Annotated in this window: 21 protein-coding genes; 16 read left to right on the forward strand and 5 right to left on the reverse strand. The window is 49.1% G+C overall.

What is annotated here, in order from left to right:
* Together K0A89_11030 and K0A89_11035 are read left to right on the forward strand one after the other, a co-directional pair.
* A partial coding sequence (locus tag K0A89_11030; protein MBW6519018.1) for a hypothetical protein occupies nucleotides 1-917 on the forward strand: 917 nt, incomplete at its 5' end.
* A gap of 30 nt (nucleotides 918-947) precedes the next feature.
* The gene (locus tag K0A89_11035) at nucleotides 948-1,442 is read left to right on the forward strand and encodes a PEF-CTERM sorting domain-containing protein (protein MBW6519019.1); all 495 of its coding nucleotides are present in this window, start codon (nucleotides 948-950) and stop codon (nucleotides 1,440-1,442) included.
* A 561-nt stretch (nucleotides 1,443-2,003) separates the two neighbouring features.
* On the opposite strand, the gene K0A89_11040 is transcribed toward K0A89_11035, so the two are convergent.
* Nucleotides 2,004-3,935: a sodium:solute symporter family protein gene (locus K0A89_11040; GenBank protein ID MBW6519020.1), complete on the reverse strand. Its 1,932-nt coding sequence runs from the start codon at nucleotides 3,933-3,935 to the stop codon at nucleotides 2,004-2,006.
* 171 nt (nucleotides 3,936-4,106) lie between these two features.
* Between K0A89_11040 and K0A89_11045 the strand changes: the two genes are divergently transcribed.
* The 4 genes from K0A89_11045 (at nucleotide 4,107) to xseB (ending at nucleotide 7,191) form a co-directional block, all read left to right on the forward strand.
* On the forward strand, nucleotides 4,107-5,144 hold the full coding sequence (locus tag K0A89_11045; protein MBW6519021.1) for a methionine synthase: 1,038 nt from the start codon (nucleotides 4,107-4,109) through the stop codon (nucleotides 5,142-5,144).
* Nucleotides 5,145-5,211: 67 nt separating this feature from the next.
* Nucleotides 5,212-5,670 (forward strand): bifunctional nuclease family protein, encoded by a 459-nt coding sequence (locus K0A89_11050; GenBank protein MBW6519022.1) that lies wholly within the window; start codon nucleotides 5,212-5,214, stop codon nucleotides 5,668-5,670.
* Between the two features lie 145 nt (nucleotides 5,671-5,815).
* A complete protein-coding gene (gene xseA, locus K0A89_11055) occupies nucleotides 5,816-6,964 on the forward strand; it encodes an exodeoxyribonuclease VII large subunit (protein ID MBW6519023.1) in 1,149 nt (382 codons plus the stop codon).
* Nucleotides 6,961-7,191, forward strand: a complete 231-nt coding sequence (xseB, locus tag K0A89_11060; GenBank protein MBW6519024.1) for an exodeoxyribonuclease VII small subunit — start codon at nucleotides 6,961-6,963, stop codon at nucleotides 7,189-7,191. Before xseA ends, xseB begins: the two co-directional genes overlap by 4 nt.
* A gap of 1 nt (nucleotide 7,192) precedes the next feature.
* On the opposite strand, the gene K0A89_11065 is transcribed toward xseB, so the two are convergent.
* Complete coding sequence (locus K0A89_11065; protein ID MBW6519025.1) at nucleotides 7,193-8,368, reverse strand: redox-regulated ATPase YchF; 1,176 nt, start codon at nucleotides 8,366-8,368, stop codon at nucleotides 7,193-7,195.
* Between the two features lie 470 nt (nucleotides 8,369-8,838).
* Between K0A89_11065 and K0A89_11070 the strand changes: the two genes are divergently transcribed.
* Genes K0A89_11070 through K0A89_11115 form a run of 10 tightly spaced genes read left to right on the forward strand, consistent with a single transcriptional unit; the run spans nucleotide 8,839 to nucleotide 19,915 of the window.
* Nucleotides 8,839-9,825 carry a (Fe-S)-binding protein gene (locus K0A89_11070; protein ID MBW6519026.1) on the forward strand — a complete coding sequence of 329 codons (987 nt, stop codon included), beginning with the start codon at nucleotides 8,839-8,841 and terminating at the stop codon, nucleotides 9,823-9,825.
* Between the two features lies 1 nt (nucleotide 9,826).
* A complete protein-coding gene (gene hdrC, locus K0A89_11075) occupies nucleotides 9,827-10,363 on the forward strand; it encodes a CoB--CoM heterodisulfide reductase subunit C (protein ID MBW6519027.1) in 537 nt (178 codons plus the stop codon).
* Entirely contained in the window at nucleotides 10,360-11,253 is an 894-nt protein-coding gene (gene hdrB, locus K0A89_11080) for a CoB--CoM heterodisulfide reductase subunit B (protein MBW6519028.1), read from the forward strand. The genes hdrC and hdrB overlap by 4 nt, the downstream gene beginning before the upstream one ends.
* On the forward strand, nucleotides 11,250-14,276 hold the full coding sequence (locus tag K0A89_11085) for a CoB--CoM heterodisulfide reductase iron-sulfur subunit A family protein (GenBank protein MBW6519029.1): 3,027 nt from the start codon (nucleotides 11,250-11,252) through the stop codon (nucleotides 14,274-14,276). The genes hdrB and K0A89_11085 overlap by 4 nt, the downstream gene beginning before the upstream one ends.
* Nucleotides 14,277-14,696 carry a hydrogenase iron-sulfur subunit gene (locus tag K0A89_11090; protein ID MBW6519030.1) on the forward strand — a complete coding sequence of 140 codons (420 nt, stop codon included), beginning with the start codon at nucleotides 14,277-14,279 and terminating at the stop codon, nucleotides 14,694-14,696.
* A 1-nt stretch (nucleotide 14,697) separates the two neighbouring features.
* Nucleotides 14,698-16,683: a CoB--CoM heterodisulfide reductase iron-sulfur subunit A family protein gene (locus K0A89_11095; protein ID MBW6519031.1), complete on the forward strand. Its 1,986-nt coding sequence runs from the start codon at nucleotides 14,698-14,700 to the stop codon at nucleotides 16,681-16,683.
* A 2-nt stretch (nucleotides 16,684-16,685) separates the two neighbouring features.
* Nucleotides 16,686-17,114: a hydrogenase iron-sulfur subunit gene (locus tag K0A89_11100; protein ID MBW6519032.1), complete on the forward strand. Its 429-nt coding sequence runs from the start codon at nucleotides 16,686-16,688 to the stop codon at nucleotides 17,112-17,114.
* Nucleotides 17,115-18,269: a Coenzyme F420 hydrogenase/dehydrogenase, beta subunit C-terminal domain gene (locus K0A89_11105; GenBank protein MBW6519033.1), complete on the forward strand. Its 1,155-nt coding sequence runs from the start codon at nucleotides 17,115-17,117 to the stop codon at nucleotides 18,267-18,269. It abuts the gene before it with no gap.
* Nucleotides 18,266-19,726, forward strand: a complete 1,461-nt coding sequence (locus tag K0A89_11110; GenBank protein MBW6519034.1) for a hypothetical protein — start codon at nucleotides 18,266-18,268, stop codon at nucleotides 19,724-19,726. The genes K0A89_11105 and K0A89_11110 overlap by 4 nt, the downstream gene beginning before the upstream one ends.
* Nucleotides 19,727-19,915, forward strand: a complete 189-nt coding sequence (locus K0A89_11115; GenBank protein MBW6519035.1) for a hypothetical protein — start codon at nucleotides 19,727-19,729, stop codon at nucleotides 19,913-19,915. It abuts the gene before it with no gap.
* A 35-nt stretch (nucleotides 19,916-19,950) separates the two neighbouring features.
* Here K0A89_11115 and K0A89_11120 read toward each other — a convergent pair whose 3' ends face one another.
* From K0A89_11120 to K0A89_11130, 3 genes are all read right to left on the reverse strand, one after another.
* Nucleotides 19,951-20,709 carry a hypothetical protein gene (locus K0A89_11120; protein MBW6519036.1) on the reverse strand — a complete coding sequence of 253 codons (759 nt, stop codon included), beginning with the start codon at nucleotides 20,707-20,709 and terminating at the stop codon, nucleotides 19,951-19,953.
* Nucleotides 20,696-21,709 (reverse strand): hypothetical protein, encoded by a 1,014-nt coding sequence (locus K0A89_11125; GenBank protein ID MBW6519037.1) that lies wholly within the window; start codon nucleotides 21,707-21,709, stop codon nucleotides 20,696-20,698. The genes K0A89_11120 and K0A89_11125 overlap by 14 nt, the downstream gene beginning before the upstream one ends.
* Nucleotides 21,710-21,924: 215 nt before the next feature.
* A partial coding sequence (locus K0A89_11130; protein ID MBW6519038.1) for a universal stress protein occupies nucleotides 21,925-22,586 on the reverse strand: 662 nt, incomplete at its 5' end.

The following is a 22,586-nucleotide window of genomic DNA, read 5'->3' on the forward strand; positions in this document are numbered from 1 at the left end:
AAGTTACAAATACCGAGAATTTCGATGATACGTTCAATGTTGAGCTTACCTATGATAATATTCCGGCTGAATACAGTGACTATAAACTCGATTTCAACTGGACCGACTGGCCAGAACATAGACAGCAGGTTTCAATAAAGGCAAAGTCCTCGACCGAGATTCCTCTGACAATAACAGTTCCGGCAGGAGAAGCTGGATATAAATTATATTCAATAACTGCGAATTCGATGAACTGGGTAACGACAGGCAGCAATACCGGAGGTATTTTGGTAAACACACCAACAGGCGACACCACCTCACCTTCAATCGAATCCGTGGTTTTAGACGTTTCCACGACTATTGCAAATGCAACTATCCATATAACTGTTAACGCAGCTGATGATGTCGGGGTTGTTTCAGTCACAGCCGACGGTGCATCTTTGATGCAGTCTGGAAATAACTGGTCTGGAGCCCTAAAGGTCCCGACAACTGCCGCACCCGGCACTTATTCAATTGCAATACAAGCGTCTGATACTGCTGGAAATGTTGCGGAGTCTACAGCCCCTTACACAGTTGTTACACCACAGGGTGGGGTGGGAGTTGATCTGATCCCAACCGATACAACAGTTGACTCTGGTACTTCTGTGACTATTATAGTCAAAGTAACAAATACAGAAAATTTTGATGATACCTTCAATATAGAGCTTACCTATGATAATATTCCAGATGAGTACAGTCCTTATAGGCTTGATTTCAATTGGGCAAATTGGCCAGATTACAGACAGCAGGTTTCAGTAAAGGCAAAGTCTTCAACTGAGATTCCTCTGACAATAACAGTTCCGACAGACGGAACTGGATATAAATTATATTCGGTTACTGCGAGATCAATGAATTGGATAACAGTGGGTGGAAATATTGGAGGTATTCTAATCACTTGATTTTATGTGATCATTTACTGGAGTTATTATATGAGAAAATTGAATAGATTGATACTATTATTGTTAGTTTCGTTAAGTACAGTGGCTATTGTCAGTGCAGATCCGTTGTCTGTAGATGTGATTCCTATTGATAACCAAGTTCTGTCAGGAGAAATGGCAACATATAAGGTAAATTTAACAAATTTAGGAACAACCACTGAAACATTGACAGACCTATATGCATCTAATGGTCCAGGAGACTTCACATATGTTTTTTCAGATACTTCTGGAGCTGTTCTAGGAGGTGATACCAAACAAGTTGATTTATCGGTGACAGTTCCAGCAGGTAAACCCCAGGGGACATATACTTTTGATGTTTATGCCGATTGGCAAAAGCCTTTAGGACCATTTACTATTTCCCAAACGTCAAATTACTTAGGCGTAATTCTTGATGTTGAAATCCCAGAATTTTCCACAATAGCACTGCCCATAATTTCGGTGCTGGGAATAATGCTCCTGATGTCAAGGCGAAAGGAAAGAAACTAGAAGGGGGTTACTAGTATCGATATCGATTCCTTCAAAGTAATATATCAGCGCTCTGGCTTATTCATTGAGTGCTGATATCTTCGAGGAAAGTTGTGAGATGAATTACAAATATTAGCATGATGTAAACCAAAAACTTGCGCTTTATCTCACTTTCCGCAGGTATCTGAAAATTTTGAATAATTTATCCCGGCAGTGGTTCTGTGTATTTACTAAGAATTATATTTATAAAGTAGATACACAAAAGTCATGTTTTAAATATACGATTTACCAACTTCGGCAGAAAATGTACATGCATCTTTCTGAACCATTTTTTCAAAAATTTCGAAAATCACAATCAGCCGACACAATTTAATGTTTTAAAAAAAGATTTGTTTTCAAAGTATACCTGCGGAATATAAGCTTTATCTCACTTTCCGCAGGTATCTGAAAATTTTAGTAATGCCAAATAATTTTACTGAAATCACGGAAAAACCTGGTTTTTGACCAGACACTATTTCAAAAAAAACCTGGATGCACAGGGAGTTATATGCTTCCCTGTACCCCATATATCGCCAATATCTGCTAGTCTTCAATTCTCAGCTTAGGGGTTACCACCCATATGCCCATCTGGTCGAGCACACTGGCCACCTCGCCATAAGCTGTAAAGAACTCCTTTTTCAGCGCATTCGCAGATTCCACCCGCGGTTCTGCTGCCATCCAGATCTCATCAGCATTACTGCCACGGCTTATTGAAACACAGGATAACATATCGGCATGGGTGAGCCGGTACACTGAATCAGGCCCGCTTGGCGTGACCCATGCAGGATACGTGGCTTTAAGCTTCCCAATGGTCTCTTTCCAATCAAGTCTTTCAGAGACCTTGAGGTGCAAGTGCAGGTGACTGCGTTCCCCGGTCACTTTTTCATCGATATTTTTCAGTAAACGGATATATTCCATATCCGATTCATTCACTTCTTTTTCATCCTTTATTGCCAGTTTTTCAGCTTCTTCCCTGAAGAACGGAGCCAGGTTCACCTGACCTGAAGGTTTTGTCAGCAGTGAAACTCCAAAGAACGTAACTGCGCTCAATGACATACCCACTACCACCCCGTGATTCACAAGAACCGGGCTGATGGTCTCAAGATACGCAGGCGCCATTGGTGGTGTATTTGCCAGGTCGTACACAACAAGTGCTATCTGTGAAACTGCTCCAATGACCATCGCTGTAAAGGCACCTTCCTTGGTGGCACGTTTCCAGTACAATCCTCCCATGAGCGGGAAAAAGTACGAGGCACTGGCTACAAATGTGGCAATATGGATAGCATCAATAATACTATGTATATAAAACGAAGCTACCGTTGCTGAAAATATGATTATGAGCACACTAATCCTGTTTACAACCAGCATCTGTTTCATTGTGGCATCAGGTTTAATGAACCTCTGGTATATATCCCTGGAAAGACAGGAAGCCCCCGACGTTGCAAAGGTATCAGCACATGACATTGCCGCTGCCGCGAGCCCAATTGCGCTCAGTGCTATCACAAGGGGTGAAAAGTTTTCAACGATGAACCTTAACAGCGCAGGTTCTGCATCCCCCATTCCCATCGGGAAACCCATCCGGGCAATCTCAGGATATATACTATTAAGACCGATTGCGATAACAGCACATGCTGCAAATACCACCAATATCAGCATGGAACCAAGTACCATACCATGTTGTGCAGATTTCTTGTCCCGGGCGGCCCAGACCCTCTGCCACGGGTCCTGTTCTGTCATCCAGCCAGGAATAATGGCGATTATGAATATCAGCACCATAGGAATGCCAATGGAAATGGGATTCCACCATGTGGAATCAACATTCCCGAACAGTTCTGACACGCTGGTGGCAGGAACATCAACCGCACCTGATGTGGCGGCAATTACTACCAGAACAGCCATCGCAAGGGTAAATATCGCCAGGAAAATAAACTGGATAACATCGGTCCAGACCACTGCTGATAGCCCGCCCAGTGTCACATATACAGATACTGCCAATGCAACAATAAGCGCTGCATACAGGGGACTGAGACCATAGAAGACCTCAAGTACGAGAGCCAGTCCTTTGATATCTGCCACTGCGAACAATATCATAACGATTGCTATGATCATTCCCAGGGGAGCACGCATGGCACTGCTGTATCTATGCTCAAGAAGTTCAGGCTGGGTTATGGAAGGCAGGTTCTTTATCTTTCCCACCAGCAATGCGATGATAAGCAGTGCCAGTATGTTCGGGGCCACAAAACCCCATATCGAACCCATTCCGAGGAGCATGTAAAAACCTATGACAGCAAGTATCCCGCCCGCTGTAAGCCACGAAGCGGCTGCTGAAAAACCAATCGCTTTCGGACCTATCTCTCTTCCCGCAAGCCAGAAATCAGTAACAGACTTCTGTTTTTTCGTAAAATACCATCCAATACTTACAAGCCCTGCCAGATAAAAAGCAAGTAAAATTAAAAATATCTGATATCCATCCATAATAAATAACACCTTGATTCAGTTAACCAAAAAACATCATCCATATATTTATAAGTACTTAATAATAGACCTTGAATTCAAGGAACATTTGGTCCTAAGTCAAGATATATTGACCATTGTGACTGTCATTCCAAAAAGTATTATTATTGTGTGGTGTCTTTATTGTTCTCTATGACCCCTGATATTACCTTTGACGATATCGGCAGTTATCCTCTCCCCTCTGGCATCTCCAGGGAATGGATAGCACAGGCGGCTGCATCCAGGAAGGAAGACGGGCGCCTGTTCGAGACGATCGCCCATTCAATGCAGCAGAAGATAGAAGCGGGTGTGGAAGTTCCCACCTACCCCCAGTTCCAGGACATGAACCGGCAGTTCCTGAACATCATAAATGACCCGAAACGCACGGAAGAACCCCTGCTGGTCAGGGAATCCGATGCAAAGATACTGGAAATGGAAGCCATTACCGCCCTGGCAGGTGAGTACAGGGCCCGGCACGGTGAAGCTCTCAAGGTCCGGGTGTGCGCCACAGGACCGGTAGAGCTCTACCAGCACGAGTTCGGCGGCACGTCATACAGTGACGTATTGCTGACCATGGCAAAAAGCATTGACAGGTTTCTCAGGAATGCGATCAACTGCTCTGGCGACCTTGAAGTGGTTACGGTATCCATTGACGAGCCCAGTGTCGGTATAAACCCGCAGATAATGCATACTGATGAAGATATCATAAAAGCACTCAGCATAGCAGGACAGACCGCCAAAAACAGCGGGATAGATGCCGAAATACACCTGCATTCGCCCCTTTATTATAAACTGGTGTGCGAAGTCCCTTCCATTAACATCATAGGAGTGGAATCAGCGGCAAATCCCTCATATCTTGAACTCATTGACCGCCAGGACCTTACTACATCTGATACGTTCCTCAGGGTAGGGATTGCCCGCACAGATATATTCGGCCTTACCGCTACCCTTAACGAAAAATACAATACCAATGTCTGGAAGGAACCTGACAGAATAAAGGAAGTGGTCACCCGGATGGAAACACCCCAAGTCATAGCAGGCAGGCTATCCGGTATCTACGGGAAGTTCGGCGACAGTATAAGATATGCCGGACCTGATTGCGGTCTGGGTTCATGGCCCACGCAGGATATGGCACGGCAACTGCTAAATAACACGGCAAAGGGTATGGAACTGTTCCGCCAGGGACAGTAACCTTCTATCTTTCCCTTTCTCCTATCCGTGCCTAAAGCTTTTTAAGATACTTCTCCAATAACATACCATGAATAATTTCATTCCAGTGGATGTAATGGGTGTGTACATGACCAATACACTGCACGGATTGACTCCGGTTGTCATGATATCTAATGAAGAGGGGAAGATAATGCCTATCTATGTGGGGATGTCTGAAGGAGTATCCATAAACTCGGCTGCCAACAACGAGGTGACTCCCAGGCCTATGACCCATGACCTCATTACCTCGATTCTTGAGCGGCTGGATGCCAGTATCTCCTGCGTGTTCATAGATGAGATCAAGGATGACATATACTATGCCAGGCTCAGCCTGGACTATGATGGTACTACCATTGAAATAGATGCAAGACCCAGTGACTGCATTTCCCTGGCTGTGCGCACAAATGCACCCATAATGGTACATAGTTCTGTGTTCCATTCATCAACGATACAAGAAGACGAAATGGAAGGAATGATGACTCTGGACTCGTTTGTAAACTCTTCCTGACAGGTATGGATTACTTTCACTCTCCTATCAAAAACCTCATACTCTATCCTGTCAATTACAGTACGTGAACCTGCTCGATTTCCAGTCCGGCCCTGAGAACACCGACATCTGTTCAGTTGGCGAACTCAATCATTATATCCATACCATGTTGAACGGTGACCCCCACCTTCAAAAGATATGGGTACGGGGCGAGATATCGAACCTGACCAATCACAGTTCAGGACACAAGTACTTCACGCTGAAGGATAGCCGCTCCCAGCTAAATTGCGTGATGTTCAGGAACCACTGCCGCAGCCTGACCTTCCAGCCCGAAGTAGGTATGAAATTGCTGGCACAGGGCGACATAGATGTGTATGAGGTCAGGGGGAGTTACCAGCTTGTGGTCACTGCCCTCAGGCCCGACGGTATCGGGGAACTGCATATTGCACTGGAGAAATTGAAGACAAAGTTATCAGCAGAGGGTTTATTCGATGCCGGGCACAAACGGGCACTACCGCAATTTCCCAGGCGTATCGGAGTCGCAACATCCCCTACCGGGGCCGTATTGCATGATATTATTAACGTGACCAGGCGCAGGTTCCCTGTGGATATCCTGCTATCTCCAACCGTGGTCCAGGGTGAAAATGCTGTGGAGAGTATCGTGAATTCCATTAAGCGCCTGAACAACATTGATGTTGATGTGATAATCCTTGCCAGGGGCGGGGGTTCCCTTGAAGACCTGTGGCCTTTCAACAGCGAACAGGTTGCCCTGGCGATCTATAATTCCAGGATCCCTGTGGTATCTGCAGTCGGACATGAGACCGATTTCACCGTGGCAGACCTGACCGCAGACATCCGGGCACCCACACCGTCCGCCGCTGCCGAACTGGTAGTACCTGACCAAAATGAGGTAATGGCACGGGTAGATACGGCCCGATCGCATCTTATCTCATCCATCACAGGTCTTGTTGAATATCACAATAATCATCTTTCGCATCTCGAAAATCGTGTGGATGCCCGGCGCCTGGTTGGTACGTTGAACCAGCATTTCCAGCGCGTGGACGAGCTCGGGACGCGCCTGGCTCTTACCATGGACCGCAAACTTGAACTGCACAACAAACACCTGGAATCGTGCGCGGGTAAACTCAATGCTATGAGCCCGTTAAATACATTGAAACGTGGATACAGTATCGTACAGCATGAAGGAAAGCTGGTCAGGAGTATCAGAGATGTTAAAAAAGGAGATGCACTGGAGATGCAGGTAATTGACGGTAAGATAGCCTGCAAAGTAACGGACACGGAGGAACAAAATTGAACGCAGATACTGATAAAGACGACATACATTTAGAAGACGCACTGGCAGAACTGGAAGATATAACACGGAAAATAGAACAGGGCGACCAGTCCCTGGATGAGAGCCTTGCACTCTTCGAGCGGGGTATAGCCCTTACCCGCCTGTGCTCATCAAAACTGGAAACTGCCAGGCAAAAGATTGAAAAACTGGTTGATGAGAATAAAACCGAGGAAATGGAACTTGAATAGTTCACTTTGTAGAAACTATCTTTATCACATCACCATCTTCAACTTCATGCTTCTCACCGAGACGCATCTTGGTTTTAGCATTTACGGCATATAAGAATCCATCCCCGATATCTGTATGCACCAGATAGGCCAGGTCATGGGCTGTGGACCCTCTTTTCATAAGATAGGCATCAGGGAGTACCCTGCCCTTCTTATCCGCGTACTTGTTCTCGTCCTCTACCGGGTATGCGACCACCTGGTCAAGCAATTTCAGAACTGCCGTGTTGATACATTCCTGGATACCGGTACTGCCATTTTCATCTATCAGCATCTTTATTTTATCAAGACCGGCTTTTTGCGCAGCACTGAGTCCATCATTCACCACGAACTCTTCATCACCGGGCCGGTACGCTATGGCACCGCTCTTTGCAGCCATGCGCAAAGCCAGTTCGGCTGCCGCGGATGTTGGTACTACTATCCTGTCCGCTGACATGAGGCGTTCCAGCAGTTCGGGCGGGGCCACATCTATCTTGTTGGCTGCGATCATCAATGGTTTGCTCACCAGCCTCAGAGTATCTGATAGCGCTATCATCTCCTCGTCGGTCCATTTTGCCGGGTTATCAGACATGTGTGTCTTGGCCAGTGCAATCCTTGCATGATGTACACTGACCCCCGCACCCTGCAGCTGGTCAGATATTACCTGTTCAAGTTTCAGGTTTTCAGCCTGTATCTTGCGGGACAGGCGGTCCCAGTTGCGTTTCAGGATGCCGAACATCCACATGGTGATCTCATGTTCCAGAAACTCGATATCTTCCATCGGGTCATGCTGGCCTATGCCCACCGGATTGCCTTCGATATCAGTACCACCTGATACATCGATGACATGAATGATAGCATTGGCCTGCCTCAGGTTGTCCAGGAATGCATTCCCTAATCCTCTGCCTTTATGGGCATCAGGCACCAGGCCGGCCACATCGATAACGTCTACCGGTACAAACCTGATACCATCCTGGCACTGCCCGCAGGGTTTTCCCAGCTCCGTGCATGGACAAAGTGTCCTCACATAGGTGACACCGTGGTTTGCATCAATTGTGGTAAACGGATGATTGGCAATCTCTACGTTTGCAAGTGTAGCAGCCTTGAAAAAGGTACTCTTGCCTGAATTAGGTTTTCCCGCAAGTCCTATGGAAATTGACATGTTCATTACCTCATACGTTGTTTGCTTTAATGTTTTTTTCAGGTACATAATATGTTTGTAACTATTCTCCTGGATACCTGTGACCATCATTGACAACAATTTTCCCGCATTTTTTGCAGGGACCGAGTTGACCGTTTCGTGTAAAGATGAACAATCTTAAACCCGGCATCATCCCTGATTTTTAAAATGTAAAGGAAAAACAGGATAATTTAGTCTAAACGTTAACGAAATGGTTATGCTGCAAGAAAATCTTCCCTACGGTCGGAATAACTTGAGTACATAACATTATACTTTATATATAACAAGAAAACGAGAATTGCTGACATAAAAATACTGTTTACAATAAAATCGAAATGTTTAACACTATACCAATCACTCGATTATATTTGTACTTTAAAGAGTAGGTGAGTGTAACGTCATCCAATATACAGCTTTGCTACCAATGCGGTAAGTGTACTGCTATCTGTCCGATGCGAAGGGTTGTAAAGACCGCCCCCAGGAGCAATATTTACCAGGAAAATATTTACAGGACACGTACCGAGGATATCTGGAACTGCCTGACCTGCAACCTCTGCTACGATGGATGCCCGCAGGGAGTGAACTATTCGGAATTTGTACGGGAGACCAGGGGAAAAGCAGATGACAGCCATCTGGTCCACAAGGGAGTCTTTACTGCACTATCCGAACTGATGACAGACCTGGATGAGAGCAGGACCAGCCTTGAGAAAACAGGTAACCCTGATTCAAAGATTGGATATTATCCGGGATGCCTTGACTTCCATGACATGTTCTTCAACCTGGATGTGGATTTTAAGTCCATCGCAGATTCTTCAATGAAACTGCTGCAGCATCTCGATATTGATCCGCAGCTCATGCAAATGAAATGCTGCGGCCACGACCAGTTGTGGCAGGGAGATAAAGATACTTTTGAGAAATTACGAGAGCAGAATTCCAAACTCATTACAGAAAGCGGCATCGATACACTTGTCACATCGTGTGCAGAATGTTACCGGACCCTCAGCGAGGATTATGACCTGCCAATCAAGGTCGTCCATATCAGCCAGGTGCTCAAAGATGCGGACCTTGGTGTGGATTCAGGCATCAAGGTCACCTACCATGATGCATGCAGGCTCGGTCGCCATATGGGAGAATACGATGCACCCAGGAGTGCACTTGAAGGAGCGGGGGCCGAGGTTCTTGAGATGAAGCACAGTAAAGGCGGATCCTGGTGCTGCGGTGTCAGTTCCATGATGAACTGCAATGATAAGAGCAAAGCGCTCAGAAAGACCAGGCTGGATGAAGCAAAGGCAACCGGTGCTGAAGTGCTCATCACCACCTGCCCCAAGTGCCTTGCGCATCTCAGTTGCATGAAGAACGAACAGGAATCGGTGGAACAGTACGATTACGATATCAAGGACCTGACCGTGTTCCTTGCCGAGCAGATGGGAGGGAAATAATATGAGTGACCGTGTAAAGACATCTGATTTTGACCGGGCATTCAGGGATGAGGTATTCGAGGAGCCGGGTGCTGATAAGATCTCTCTGTGTTTCAACTGTACCGGATGCTCATCTGGTTGTCCGATGACCGAACAGGAAAGTGAGTATAATATCCGCAAGTTCCTGCGTATGGCGAACCTTGGCATGAAGGAACAGTTACTGAACAATCCCTATATCTGGTACTGCACTACATGCTATAAGTGCCAGGAACGGTGTCCCCAGGGGGTGCAGAACGTGGATGCCCTGTTAAAGATACGGACCATTGCCGTGGAGAACGGTATCATGCTGGCACCCCACAAGAAGGTGGGGCAGCTGGTGGTCAAGTTCGGGCATGCGGTTCCCATCAATGACGACACCAGGGAGAAGCGCAAAAAACTTGGGCTGGATGAGGTGCCTCCGACCGTGCACAGGTTCAGTAACGGGCTGGATGAGGTAAGGAAACTGCTTAAGATCGCCGGGTTCGATACTATCGTTGCTGAAAAGGAGGAAGGGAAATGACCCGACTATCCTTCTTCCTGGGGTGTATTGCCCCGAACCGGTACCCTGGTATCGAGGTCTCAACACAGAAAACACTTGAGAAACTCGGCGTGGAACTGGATGACCTTGAAGGTGCTTCCTGCTGTCCTGCTCCGGGTGTGTTCAGGTCATTTGACAAGACCACCTGGCTGGCAATGGCATCAAGGAACATCACCCTGTCCGAAGAACTGGGTGACGATATCCTGACCATCTGCAATGGGTGTTTCGGCTCCCTCACAGATGCCAATCACCTGCTCAAAGAAGATGCAGCGCTCAAAAGTGACGTGAACAGGATACTTTCAGAGATAGGCCGCGAGTTCAGGGGTACGCAGGATGTACGCCACATCGTGGAATACCTGTACCAGGAGATCGGACCTGAGCGGATAAAAGAAGCAGTGACAAACCCGCTGGATCTCAGGGTAGCGGTGCATTACGGTTGTCACCTGGTCAAACCCAGTAAGGAACGGCGCCTGGGCAGTGTGGAGAATCCCACATTCTTTGATGAACTGGTGGAGGCTACCGGGGCAACTTCAGTGGATTACGAGGATAAGATGGCCTGCTGCGGTGCAGGGGGCGGCGCCAGGACAGCAGTGGTGGATACGACCCTCAAACTGGTGGATAAGAAACTGGACCATATGGAAGCGGCAGGTGTGGATTGTGTGGTAGACGCCTGCCCGTTCTGCCATTTGCAGCTTGATGTGGGCCAGACCGAGATAAAGAAGAAATTCGAAAAGGAACACAATATGCCGGTTTTGCATTATTCACAGCTGCTGGGTCTGGCCATGGGATTCACACCTGAGGAGCTGGGTATCGATATGAACTTTACTGGTACTGGTAATCTTATTGAGAAAGTACGGGGTGGTATGAAATGAGTAAATTAGTTGGTGCCGTCGCAGTGGCGGGTGGTGGTATAGCCGGCATCCAGAGCGCCATCGACCTGGCCAGTAGCGGGCTCAAGGTATATCTTATCGAGAAAGGTACGTCCATTGGCGGCAAGATGGCACAGCTGGACAAGACCTTCCCGACCCTGGATTGTTCCATGTGTACGCTGTCACCAAAACTGGCCGAAGTGTCACGCCACCCGAATATTGAACTCCTTACCTACAGCGAGATCACGGATATCGAAGGCGAGGCCGGGGATTTTACCGTAAAGGTCAGGAAAAAAGCCAGGTACGTGGACCCTGAAAAGTGCACTTCATGCGGGATATGCATCGCAAAATGCCCGGCAAAAGTGCCTGATGAATATAATGAAGGGCAGGGTATGCGAAAGGCCATCTACCTTGCTTTTCCCCAGGCCGTGCCCAGGGTGTTCACCATTGACTCAGAACACTGCCTGTACCTGACAAAAGGTAAGTGCGGTAACTGTGCTAAATTCTGTGAGAACAACGCTATCAATTACGAGGACAAAGACGAAGAGGTGGAGCTCAATGTGGGAAGTGTTATCCTGTCCCCGGGGTTCACACCATTTGATGCATCACAGCTGGAGCAGTTCAGGCTTGACCATCCAAACGTGATAACATCCCTGCAGTTCGAGAGGCAGTTGAGTTCATCGGGACCCTATGAAGGTCATGTGACCCTGGCCGACAATTCCCATCCCAAACGTATCGCATGGATACAGTGCGTGGGTTCCCGGAGTCCCGAGATAGGGAGGGCGAATTGCAGCAGCGTGTGCTGCATGTACGCCACCAAGGAAGCCATGGTGGCCATGGAACACGACTCCGGGCTTGAGACCACGATATTCAATATTGATGTCAGGGCATTTGGCAAGGGTTTCGAGGAGTTCTACCAGAAGGCCAGGAAGGAAAAAGGTATCCGGTTCATCCGCAGCCGGCCTTCCGGCGTGGAAGTGGACCCGCTGACCGATACCCTCTCATTGAAATATGAAGTGGAAGGAAATGGTATCAACCAGGAAGAGTTCGATATGGTCGTGCTGTCCATTGGCCTGACACCGTCCGAGAGCAGTAAACAGCTGGCTGAGATAGCACATGTGGATATCGATGAGCTGGGATTTATCAAGACCAAGATAGACCGTCCCCTTGAGACCTCCCGGCCCGGGATATTTGTATGCGGTGCTGTACAGGCACCCAAGGATATCCCCGATACCGTGGCCGATGCCAGTGGTGCCGCCAGTAAAGCGTCTTCGCTGCTTGCCAGTGAGAGGGGGACCCTGGTAACAGAGCGGAAGTACCCGAAAGAGAAGACCATTGGTGAAGAGGTAAGGACCGGCGTGGTGGTGTGCCGCTGCGGTATCAATATCGGCAGCATCGTGGATGTACCTGATGTGGTGGAATATGCAAAGACACTTCCCGGTGTGGTCTTTGCCAAGGAGGAGGTCTATGCCTGCAGCAGCGACAGCCTTGAAGGTATCAGTGAACTCGTAAAGGAGCATGACCTGAACCGGGTGGTAGTGGCATCATGCACGCCCAGGACCCACGAGCCGCTGTTCCAGGATACGCTGATGGAAGCGGGCCTGAACCCCTACCTGTTCGAACTGGCAAATATCAGGGAGCACTGCTCCTGGGTGCACCAGAAGGAAAAGGAAAAGGCGACCCGCAAGGCCAAGGATATTGTCAGGATGAGCACGGCACGAGTGAACCTGTCCCAGCCGCTGTACACGGAACAAATTGAGTTCAATAAAAATGCGCTGGTACTGGGCGGTGGTATCGCGGGAATGACCGCAGCACTGGATATTGCCGATAAAGGATTCCCTGTTACCCTGGTGGAGAAAGGAACCGAACTGGGCGGACTGCTCAGGACGTATACCACGCTCCAGGACGGGCGCCGTACCTCAGATATCCTTGAACCCCTGATTCGGCGGGTAGAGTCCCATGATACTATTACCGTTTTCACCGATACCGAACTGGTGGAACTGGAAGGGGCTGTGGGTAATTTCACCGGTCACCTGAAAGGTGCCAGTGTGGATGAGGAACTCGTTTTCGGTGTGGCGGTCATCGCAACCGGCGCCAATGAACTGAAACCGCAAGGATACTTCTCATACGGCAAATACCCGAATATCGTGACCCAGAGCCAGCTTGAACAGACGATGGATACCGGCGTGGATGCCAAGAACGTGGTATTCATACAGTGTGCAGGCGGGCGCAATGATGAGAGGCCCTACTGTTCCCGGGCATGCTGTACCGTGGCTATGAAGAACGCCATCCGGTTAAAGGAATCAGACCCTGAAAAAAACGTGTATGTATTGTACCGGGATATCAGGACCTTTGGGAAATGGGAGGAACTGTACACCAGGGCCAGGGAACTGGGCGTGGTGTTCATGCGCTATACTGAAAGCCAGGAGCCTGAGGTCACGGACAGGACCGTGAGCGTGATGGACCAGTTACTCGGTATCAACTTCGAAATAGATTATGACCTGCTGGTGCTCAGTGCACCTCTGGTGACGCCCGAGACCAATGAGACCCTGGCGCCTCTGTTCAAAGTGCCGCTGGATGCGAACCGGTTCTTCCTGGAAGCGCATATCAAGCTCAGGCCCGTGGAGTTCGCCACGGACGGAGTGTTCCTGTGCGGGACTGCCCAGGCACCTAAACTGGTGGACGAGGCCGTATCCCAGGCTTCGGCTGCAGCATCCCGGGCATGCACCATCCTGTCCAGGGATTACCTGGAGACCATTGGAAATGTGTCTGTGGTGGACCAGGAACTCTGTATCGGCTGCGGGCGATGTACGCTCGTGTGTCCCTATAATGCCCCCGAACTCAAGGAGGTCGTGGTAGAGACCGAGGAGATCATCTACACGACCAGGAAGAGCGAGATCAACCCGGCTGTGTGCAAAGGGTGCGGTAGCTGTGCTGCCGAGTGCCCGACCGGAGCCATTACTCCCAGGCACTTTACGGCACCCCAGATAATTGCTGTGATAAAGGCTTACGGGGAGGGGATATGAATGACATTTGAACCTGATGTGCTGACTTTTTGCTGTAACTGGTGCAGCTACGCGGGTGCCGACCTTGCAGGCGTATCCAGGCTCCAGTATCCCACCAACAACCGCATCGTGCGCGTGATGTGCAGCAGCAGGATAGAGCCCACGTTCATCCTCGAAGCCCTGAAGGAAGGTGCGGACGGCATCCTGGTGACAGGTTGTCATATCGGGGATTGCCACTATATCGAAGGGAATGTCCATACCGACGAGAGGATGAAGGAAATGGTGGATGCACTTGAACACCTGGGACTGGGCGGACGGCTTCACCTGGAATGGGTGTCTGCGGCAGAGGGCAAAAAATTCCAGGAAACGATCACTGAATTTGTAGAAAAGGTCAGGGCCCTTGGTCCCAGTCCTTTGAAACCAAAAGGGGTGGATGATTAATATGACTCAACAAAAAGCAGTAACTGAACAATTACAGGCAGAGGAGCCCAGGATAGGGGCTTTCATCTGTGAATGCGGCGTGAACATCGGAGGTGCTGTGGACTGCCAGGCCGTGGCAGATTATATTGGCACCCTGCCCAACGTGACCACGGCGGTCGTTAACAAATACACCTGCAGCGACGCCGGACAGGCAGAGATAAAGAATGCGATAAAGGAACTGGGCCTGAACAGGGTACTGGTTGCATCGTGTACGCCCAAGACCCACGAACCTATCTTCAGGGCGTGCGTGGAAGAGGCGGGACTGAATCCCTACCTGTTCGAGTTCGTGAATATCAGGGAACATTGCAGCTGGATACACATGTGGGAGAAGGAAGATGCCACCCACAAGGCCAAGGAACTGGTGCGCATGGGCGTGGCGCGGGCGGCATTGCTTGAACCATTGCAATCCAGCGAGGTGCCGGTTACGAATAAGGCACTGGTCATCGGTGCCGGGGTTACGGGCATGCAGGCGGCACTGGATATTGCTGATATGGGGTTCCAGGTGTACCTGGTGGAGCAGGGGCCTTCCATCGGCGGGAAGATGGCACAGCTGGATAAGACCTTCCCGACCAATGACTGCAGTATCTGTATCCTGGGTCCCAAGATGGTGGAAGTTGCCCGGAACAAGAATATCGATATCATGAGCTACTCTGAGGTAGAGGAAGTGGACGGGTATGTGGGTAACTTCAAGGTGAAAGTGAAGCACAAGCCCAGGTACCTCAATATCAATGAGTGTACCGGCTGCGGATTGTGTACCGAGAAGTGCCCGGTCGAGGTGCCCTATACCGAGTTCAATGAGGGGATCGGCACGCGCAAGGCCATCTATGTGCCCTTCCCCCAGGCAGTGCCCTTGCGGGCCCTGGTGGACAAAACGGTGTGCATCGATTGCGGGGCCTGCATCAAGGCATGTGAGCGCGGCGCCATTGATATGGACCAGCAGGAAACATTCTCTGAGCTGGATGTGGGCGTGATAGTAGTGGCCGTCGGTTACGATGTATATAATCCCGAGCCAAAACACGAATACGGGTTCGGCCTGTACGATAATGTCATCACCACCATGGAGTTCGAGAGGCTTATCAATGCCAGTGGACCCACTATGGGCAAAGTGGTGCGGCCTTCGGACGTAAAACCGCCCAAACGGATAGGGTTCGTGCAATGCGTTGGCAGCAGGGATAAGAACTCGAACATATATTGTTCCAGTTTCTGTTGCATGGCGTCCCTGAAAAATGCCCAGCTGATAAAGGAAAAATATCCTGATACAGAAGTCTATATCATGTATATGGATATGAGAACGCCGTTTCGGATGTACGAGGAGTTCTACAACAGGGCAAGGGATTCCGGTATCAAGTTCGTCAGGGGCAAACCTGCAGAAGTGAGCGAAACTGAGGATAAGAATATCATTGCCAGGGTAGAGGATACCCTGACCGGTGATATCATGAACCTGGAACTGGACCTGATGGTCCTGAGCGTCGGTGCGGTACCGAACAAGGGTACCGAGAAAGTACGCCAGATACTGAAAGTGAGCCGGGCTGCGGACGGGTTCATGATGGAAGCCCATCCAAAATTGAAACCGGTTGACACTACCCTGGATGGTATCTTTATCGGTGGAATGACCCAGGGTCCCAAGGATATTCCCTATTCCATATCCCAGGGGAGTGCGTGTGCTGCCCGTGCGACACGGTTCCTGGCTCAGGGGAAGGCACTGACCGAAGGCATTACCGTAAAGGTCGATGAGGATATCTGCGTATCCTGCGGTGTGTGCGCACCCATGTGCCCGTTCCAGGCACTGGGAATGGAAGGCGGGAAGTTGAATATTATCACGGCCCTGTGCAAGGGGTGCGGCACCTGTGTGGTGGCCTGCCCGACCGGGGCATTGCAGCAGAGTCACTTCAAGAACGAACAGTTGCTGGCACAGGTCAGGAACGTGTTCGCCTACGGGGAGGTGTGAACATGCCTGAGAATGGATGGGAGCCCAAGATAGTGGCATTCTGCTGTAACTGGTGCAGTTACGGTGGTGCGGATACCGCTGGTATGGGCAGGTTCCAGCAGCCTGCGTCCACCAGGGTCATCAGGGTCATGTGCTCGGGCAGGATTGACCCGCTGCATGTGTTCAATGCGTTCCTGGAGGGTGCGGATGCAGTGCTGGTCACCGGGTGTCATATCGGGGACTGCCATTACGTGAACGGGAACGAGAAGACCGAAGTGAGGTACGGGTTCCTTGAGGATATGATACAGCAGCTGGGACTGGAGCCCGAAAGGCTGCACCTGAACTGGATATCTGCCAGCGAGGGCGAGCGGTTTGCCAATTTTATCAGGGATGTTACCGCGAAGGTGAAGGAACTGGGACCCAGTCCTCTTAAGCCTGCGGGGGTGAGCTGAATGGTCAAAGTAGGCGATATGCTCATCGGGTATGCCACTGATGAGGGTGTGCGAAAGCGCGGTGCTTCCGGCGGGCTGGTCACAGCGGTTCTGGCCGCAGCTCTTGAAAAGGGACTGGTTGAGAATGTGGTGGTGCTCAAACATATCAATGAGTTTGAAGCCGTCCCTATCGTTACTGATAATGTGGAAGAGGTACTGGCATCCACAGGCAGTTTGCATTCGGTACCGGTGAACCTGGCCAGGTACGCGGTCGGCCGCAAGGTGGCTATGCCTGCCAAACCCTGTGATACCCGGGCTGTTATCGAGCAGGCAAAACGCGGTAAGATAGACCTGGACACTACCTACATTGTAGGATTGAACTGCGGGGGAAGCATGCATCCGGTCGTGACCAAAAAGATGCTGGCCGATATGTATGATATTGACCCTGACGATGTAGTTGGCGAGGAGATAGAGAAGGGAAAACTGATATTCAAGACGAAGGATGGAAAAGAGAAGGCCATATCCATCGATGAACTGGAAGAGGCAGGATTCGGACGCCGTGAAAGCTGCCGGTACTGCACGTTAAAAATACCGGTGAACGCTGACCTGGCCTGCGGGAACTGGGGTGTTATCGGGGACCTGGCAGGTAATGCCACGTTCTGCCAGGTGATGAACGATAAAGGTGTGCGGCTCCTGGAGAATGCCATTGAAGCGGGCCGTATCGAGGTGCAGCCGGCAAGCGATAAGGCGATAGGGATACGGGAGAAGGTGAACGGTGCCATGGAGAAACTGGGTAAGACCTGGGAGGAGAACGTGTTCACTGAGATACCTGACAAAGAGCGAATGCAGTATTACCTGGAACAGATGGCGGACTGCATTGACTGCGGAGCCTGTAAGGAGGTATGCCCGGTTTGCACATGCGGCGAGGATTCCAAGTGTACCATGTTCCATACCCTGGTCGATGACTACAAAATGAGCATGTATCATCTCATACGGTTGCTGCACCTGTCAGATAGCTGCATTGCATGCGGCCAGTGTACTGACATGTGTCCGGTCGATATTCCCATAACCATGCTGCAGAACCGGTTCTCGATACCTGCCCAGCGCAAGCGGGATTATACACCGGGGATGAATGTGGATGATACTCCACCCTATTTCGAGGTGATGTTGAAATGAAGGAAATGATCTACCAGACCGTGTGCCCGGGATGTAATATGGGCTGCGGGCTGTATATCAGGGAAGATGAAGAGGGGATGTTAGCTGTTGATTTCATGAAGAGCAGTCCTGCGAATCTGGGTAAACTGTGCAGGTTCGGTATGCAGCTGCCCCACCATTACTCAAAGGCCACCAGTATGGTGGGTGGTGTGGAGGCCAGTATCGAGGATGCGGTCCAGGCTGCTTCCATCAAATTGAAAGGAGCGAAGAACGTTGCCATGCTTGCAGTCGGCGCCACGACCAGTGAAGAACACCTGGCATTTTGCAGGATAGCCGATGCGATGAGTATAGTGGTGAACACGGGGATACGTGCGTACGGGGAGATCCCGTCCGAATGCCACCCTGCTGTGGGTATGGGCCTGCCGCTCGAGGATATCGAGCAGGCGAAGCGTATCGCCCTGTTCGTGGACCCGTATACCCAGTATCCGTTGCTGGTCAGGCGGCTCCGGGCAGCGAAGCGCAATGGTGCGACCATTGTGGCTGTGGGGTGGCAGGATATGAACCTGGCAGATGAGAACAAGTATATCGGTCCTGACCAGTATGAAAGCGAACTGGGACTGGACAGCGATTCCATTATCATTACTGACGTGCATCCCCATACTGACCCCGAACAGGTTAAACAGGTGCTTAATCTTGCATTGATGACCGGGGCCAGATCTCTGTTCATGAAACCTTTTGTGGACTCCACCGGCGCGCAGTTACTGAGCAAGGGTAAGGGGCATAAGGGGCTGCGTGAGCTCATGGATGGTATCAACGAGGGCAGTATCAAGACGCTGGTCACCCTGAACAGCGACCCGCTGGAGCTTATGCCCAATAGCGATGAGGCAGCAGGAACGCTGGAGAAGCTGGATACCCTCATAGTGATAACATCCAGGGAAGGGGCAGTGAACAAACTGGCCCATATTGTCATCGGGACTGAACCGCTCTATGCGAAGGCGGGCAGTTTCATGAACGTGGAAGGGCAGGTGCTGAACAATTCAGGTACCGGTACTTCAGGGATAGATGCCATGTCTACCCTGGCCCAAAACCTCGGGGGTGCAGCTTTTGATTTCCAGGCGCTGCATAATAAGGTGCTGGAGTCGATAGTCCAGGAGTACACCAGGCCAAAATACAGGGAACTGGTGTGCAAGCTCATGGAAACAGCTGAGGTGGGGGATGGCAGGGGGAATCTGGTCTGTGTGTCCAATCCGTTCATGTGGTTCGACCAGCCCGACGATAACGACTTCGTGATGGTGAACATGAACATGGTGAAGAAACTGGGCCTGCGCAAGGGTGGTATGATAACACTGACCTCGGATGCGGGTACCGTGAATGTGAGATATACGGTGAGGGATGTCCCTGACGGGCTGATACTGAGCATGAAAAAATTACCGGTGGCCACGGGAAGTACTACCGAGGTTGCGATGGAGGCGGCATAAATGGTTGAGCTTGATAAGGAACAGGAGAAGGCGTTCGTAGATGAGCTGATGGAGGCGAACGAATTGAAGGGTGCCTCGAAGAAGCGATTGATAAAGTTCCTGGGGAACAAGTATGACTGGGACAAGCATAAGGTCCAGTTCAGGCTGACCCGGGCGCTGATTACCGAGCGATACGCGCAGAGTCATTAATTATAAGGGCAAATGCCCTCCTGGATTTTTTACTTTTACCCAATAAGGGACAATAATTGACCAATTGTGTCTTTTACATCATGCTGTGACATTCGACCATACTTTCTTATTGCATCAAGATTTTCAGGAATATTTTCCAGGCATTTCTTGAGGAAATCGTAATCATTCAGTTTTTCTCCAAGAAATCCTATTTCAAGTTCTGCTCCACCATGTCCAGGATCAATGAGTGCAATTATATCGGCATAATCCTTGACAAGTTTTCCCCGCTCCCAATCTTCGTTATGACATTTGTTATATCTTATCCGGTATGTTCTATCCCAGGCAGCTTTTAATTTCATAAGGAAAAGCAACGATCTTTTTGGAACAACAGCAAGAACTTCTCCCCTAATCTCTTTTATTGCAGTTTGTTCCATAGGTATGTTGAAATCAAAATCTGTCTGATTACCTTGAAATTTAATTAGCTCCCGAGAAATAAAATCTATTATTATTTCTTTAATATCACCATCATCTGTCTGTTTCGATACTGATTTGCTTTCACCCCACATTTCATATGTTCCGTACCCGCGGTCATTTTTTAGAGCATACTTCAGTGAATGTTTAGTTCGACTATTTGTCACCAAGTCTATATCCACTGAACCGTACCATGGGTTATAAGCATCTACTGCCCACCCACCGATCAAAATAGTTACTGGGTCTTGAGAGGTCTCACCATGATCCTTTACCCAGCTAAATATGAACCTGAGTTCTTCAAGAGACTGGGATATTATCCTGGGGGTTGGGTCAAAGTAGGGCATATTTCTCCACCATGGCCTTTGTAATATCCCGTGCACTGTAACCCAATCCGGCAAGGTCGAGAAGTGTCTGGGCTGGAGAGACAACCCTTATGTTTTCGATTTCCCTGGAATCATTGAACAGTTTTCTGTCGGGGACATAGATTCGTGCCCTGATGCCCTCTCCTTCCTCTTCTCCGAATGTCTGGATGAAGAAGTCAATCTCATCTTTTTCAAGATACAGGTAGACAGAATCATGCCTTATGGCATACCCTGTATATAATCCTCCGGCAGTATATGCGGTAAATGCGAACCTGATCTCATGCTGCCCTAATATATGGGATAATTCCGTGGCAGCTGTGTGGGCATTGTCGAAATTAATGGTTATTTCATGCTCAATGAGATTTTCAAAGGGCCTTTCCCAGGCAGCACCGTTTAAGAGTGCATCAGTGTTTGAGATAGTGACATAGTTATCTTTCATTGCTACTATGTCCTGGTTTTTCAGGGTCTGGATAATGAGATGTGCCCAGCCGTATGAGACATGCTCAAGTAAGGACAGCTGCCTGATGGATGTCTTTTTTTCTTTTAATAACCGGGTAATGACACGCCATGATTTTTCTGAGGTGATCTTGGCCCTTGGACGACCACGAAATTTCTCATTTTTCACAGGCAAATGGATATTCCGGGGAATAGTAACAAGGTTAATTCCGACCGTTTCTGCTATATGCTCAGCAGATTTCGGAATGAATTTTGCTGCAATAACGAATGAGTAATGTGAAATGCCTGGTTCCTGTTTCTTTAGCAGTTCTTTTAATAAAGTCATCCTTGCAATGGCATCAAGACTTACCTTGGATTTTATTTGTGTCAAATATGTATTGTTTCCATCCTGAATGACCAATTCAACAGTTAATGGACTTACTGCTTCTTTGATATCCGGTGCTTCAATAATACGGGCACTACCGCTAAGGTTTAATTTTGTGCTTATAAATTTAAATAGCAGAGGGTCATCTTCCAATAAAATCATCGTTATTATCGGTATATACTGATATGCATATAAAGTTATCAGTGATATGTATCAGTAAATAGTGATATGTAAATAAAGGTATCAGTGATAACTTAGTTTTATGGATTGAACTGCCAGGGTCCAGTTCAGGCTGACCCGGGCGCTGCCGGCCGAGCGATACGCGCAGAATCATTAATTAACATTTTTGGGGGCATAGTCCCCCCGGCAATTTCTTTTTAAACCCTCCTAATCTTATCATAGAGCAGCTCAATCCAGGATTCTGCCCTGTGTTCGGGTTGCTTTACTATCAGGATACTGCAGTTGGACCTGTTAATGATCCTGTCGGGAAGGGAGCCGAACAGTACATCATGCAATAACCATTCGGTCGACGGACCCAGTATAATAAGGTCATGGTCCTTTGACTGCTTAACAATGGTATCCTCGATGGAATCTGAAACTACGACCTGACAGTTGACGGCCATTTTGACTATTTGCGTGGCTTTGTCCTGCATTTCCTGTGCCTGTGGAACTGTTGCGTCGTCCCCAATTACGGTCAATAATGTCATCCTGGCATTGAAAAATTCCGCGAGCTGCTGGCCCATCATAACCCGGAACTCATGTTCTCCCAATCCCAATGGTACCAGGATACTCCTGACTTCCTTGAAATGTTTTGGGAAGAATATCCCTACATCACAATCCGCATTCCTCATGACTATCTGGGGAACGCTCTGTTTGATCTTGCCCCTGAACATCTTTTCAGTACCACCCAGGAGCAGGATGTTACTTTTCCCGGACCGTGCCACGTCCAGGATGGCTTCAGAGATCTCATGTGACACCACGGTCTTCTTTATGACCGGTACACCGAACTCGGCCCCGGTGGAGATGGCTTTCTTGAAAA

The sequence above is a fragment of the ANME-2 cluster archaeon genome, from assembly GCA_019429385.1.
GTDB lineage: Archaea > Halobacteriota > Methanosarcinia > Methanosarcinales > Methanocomedenaceae > Methanocomedens_B.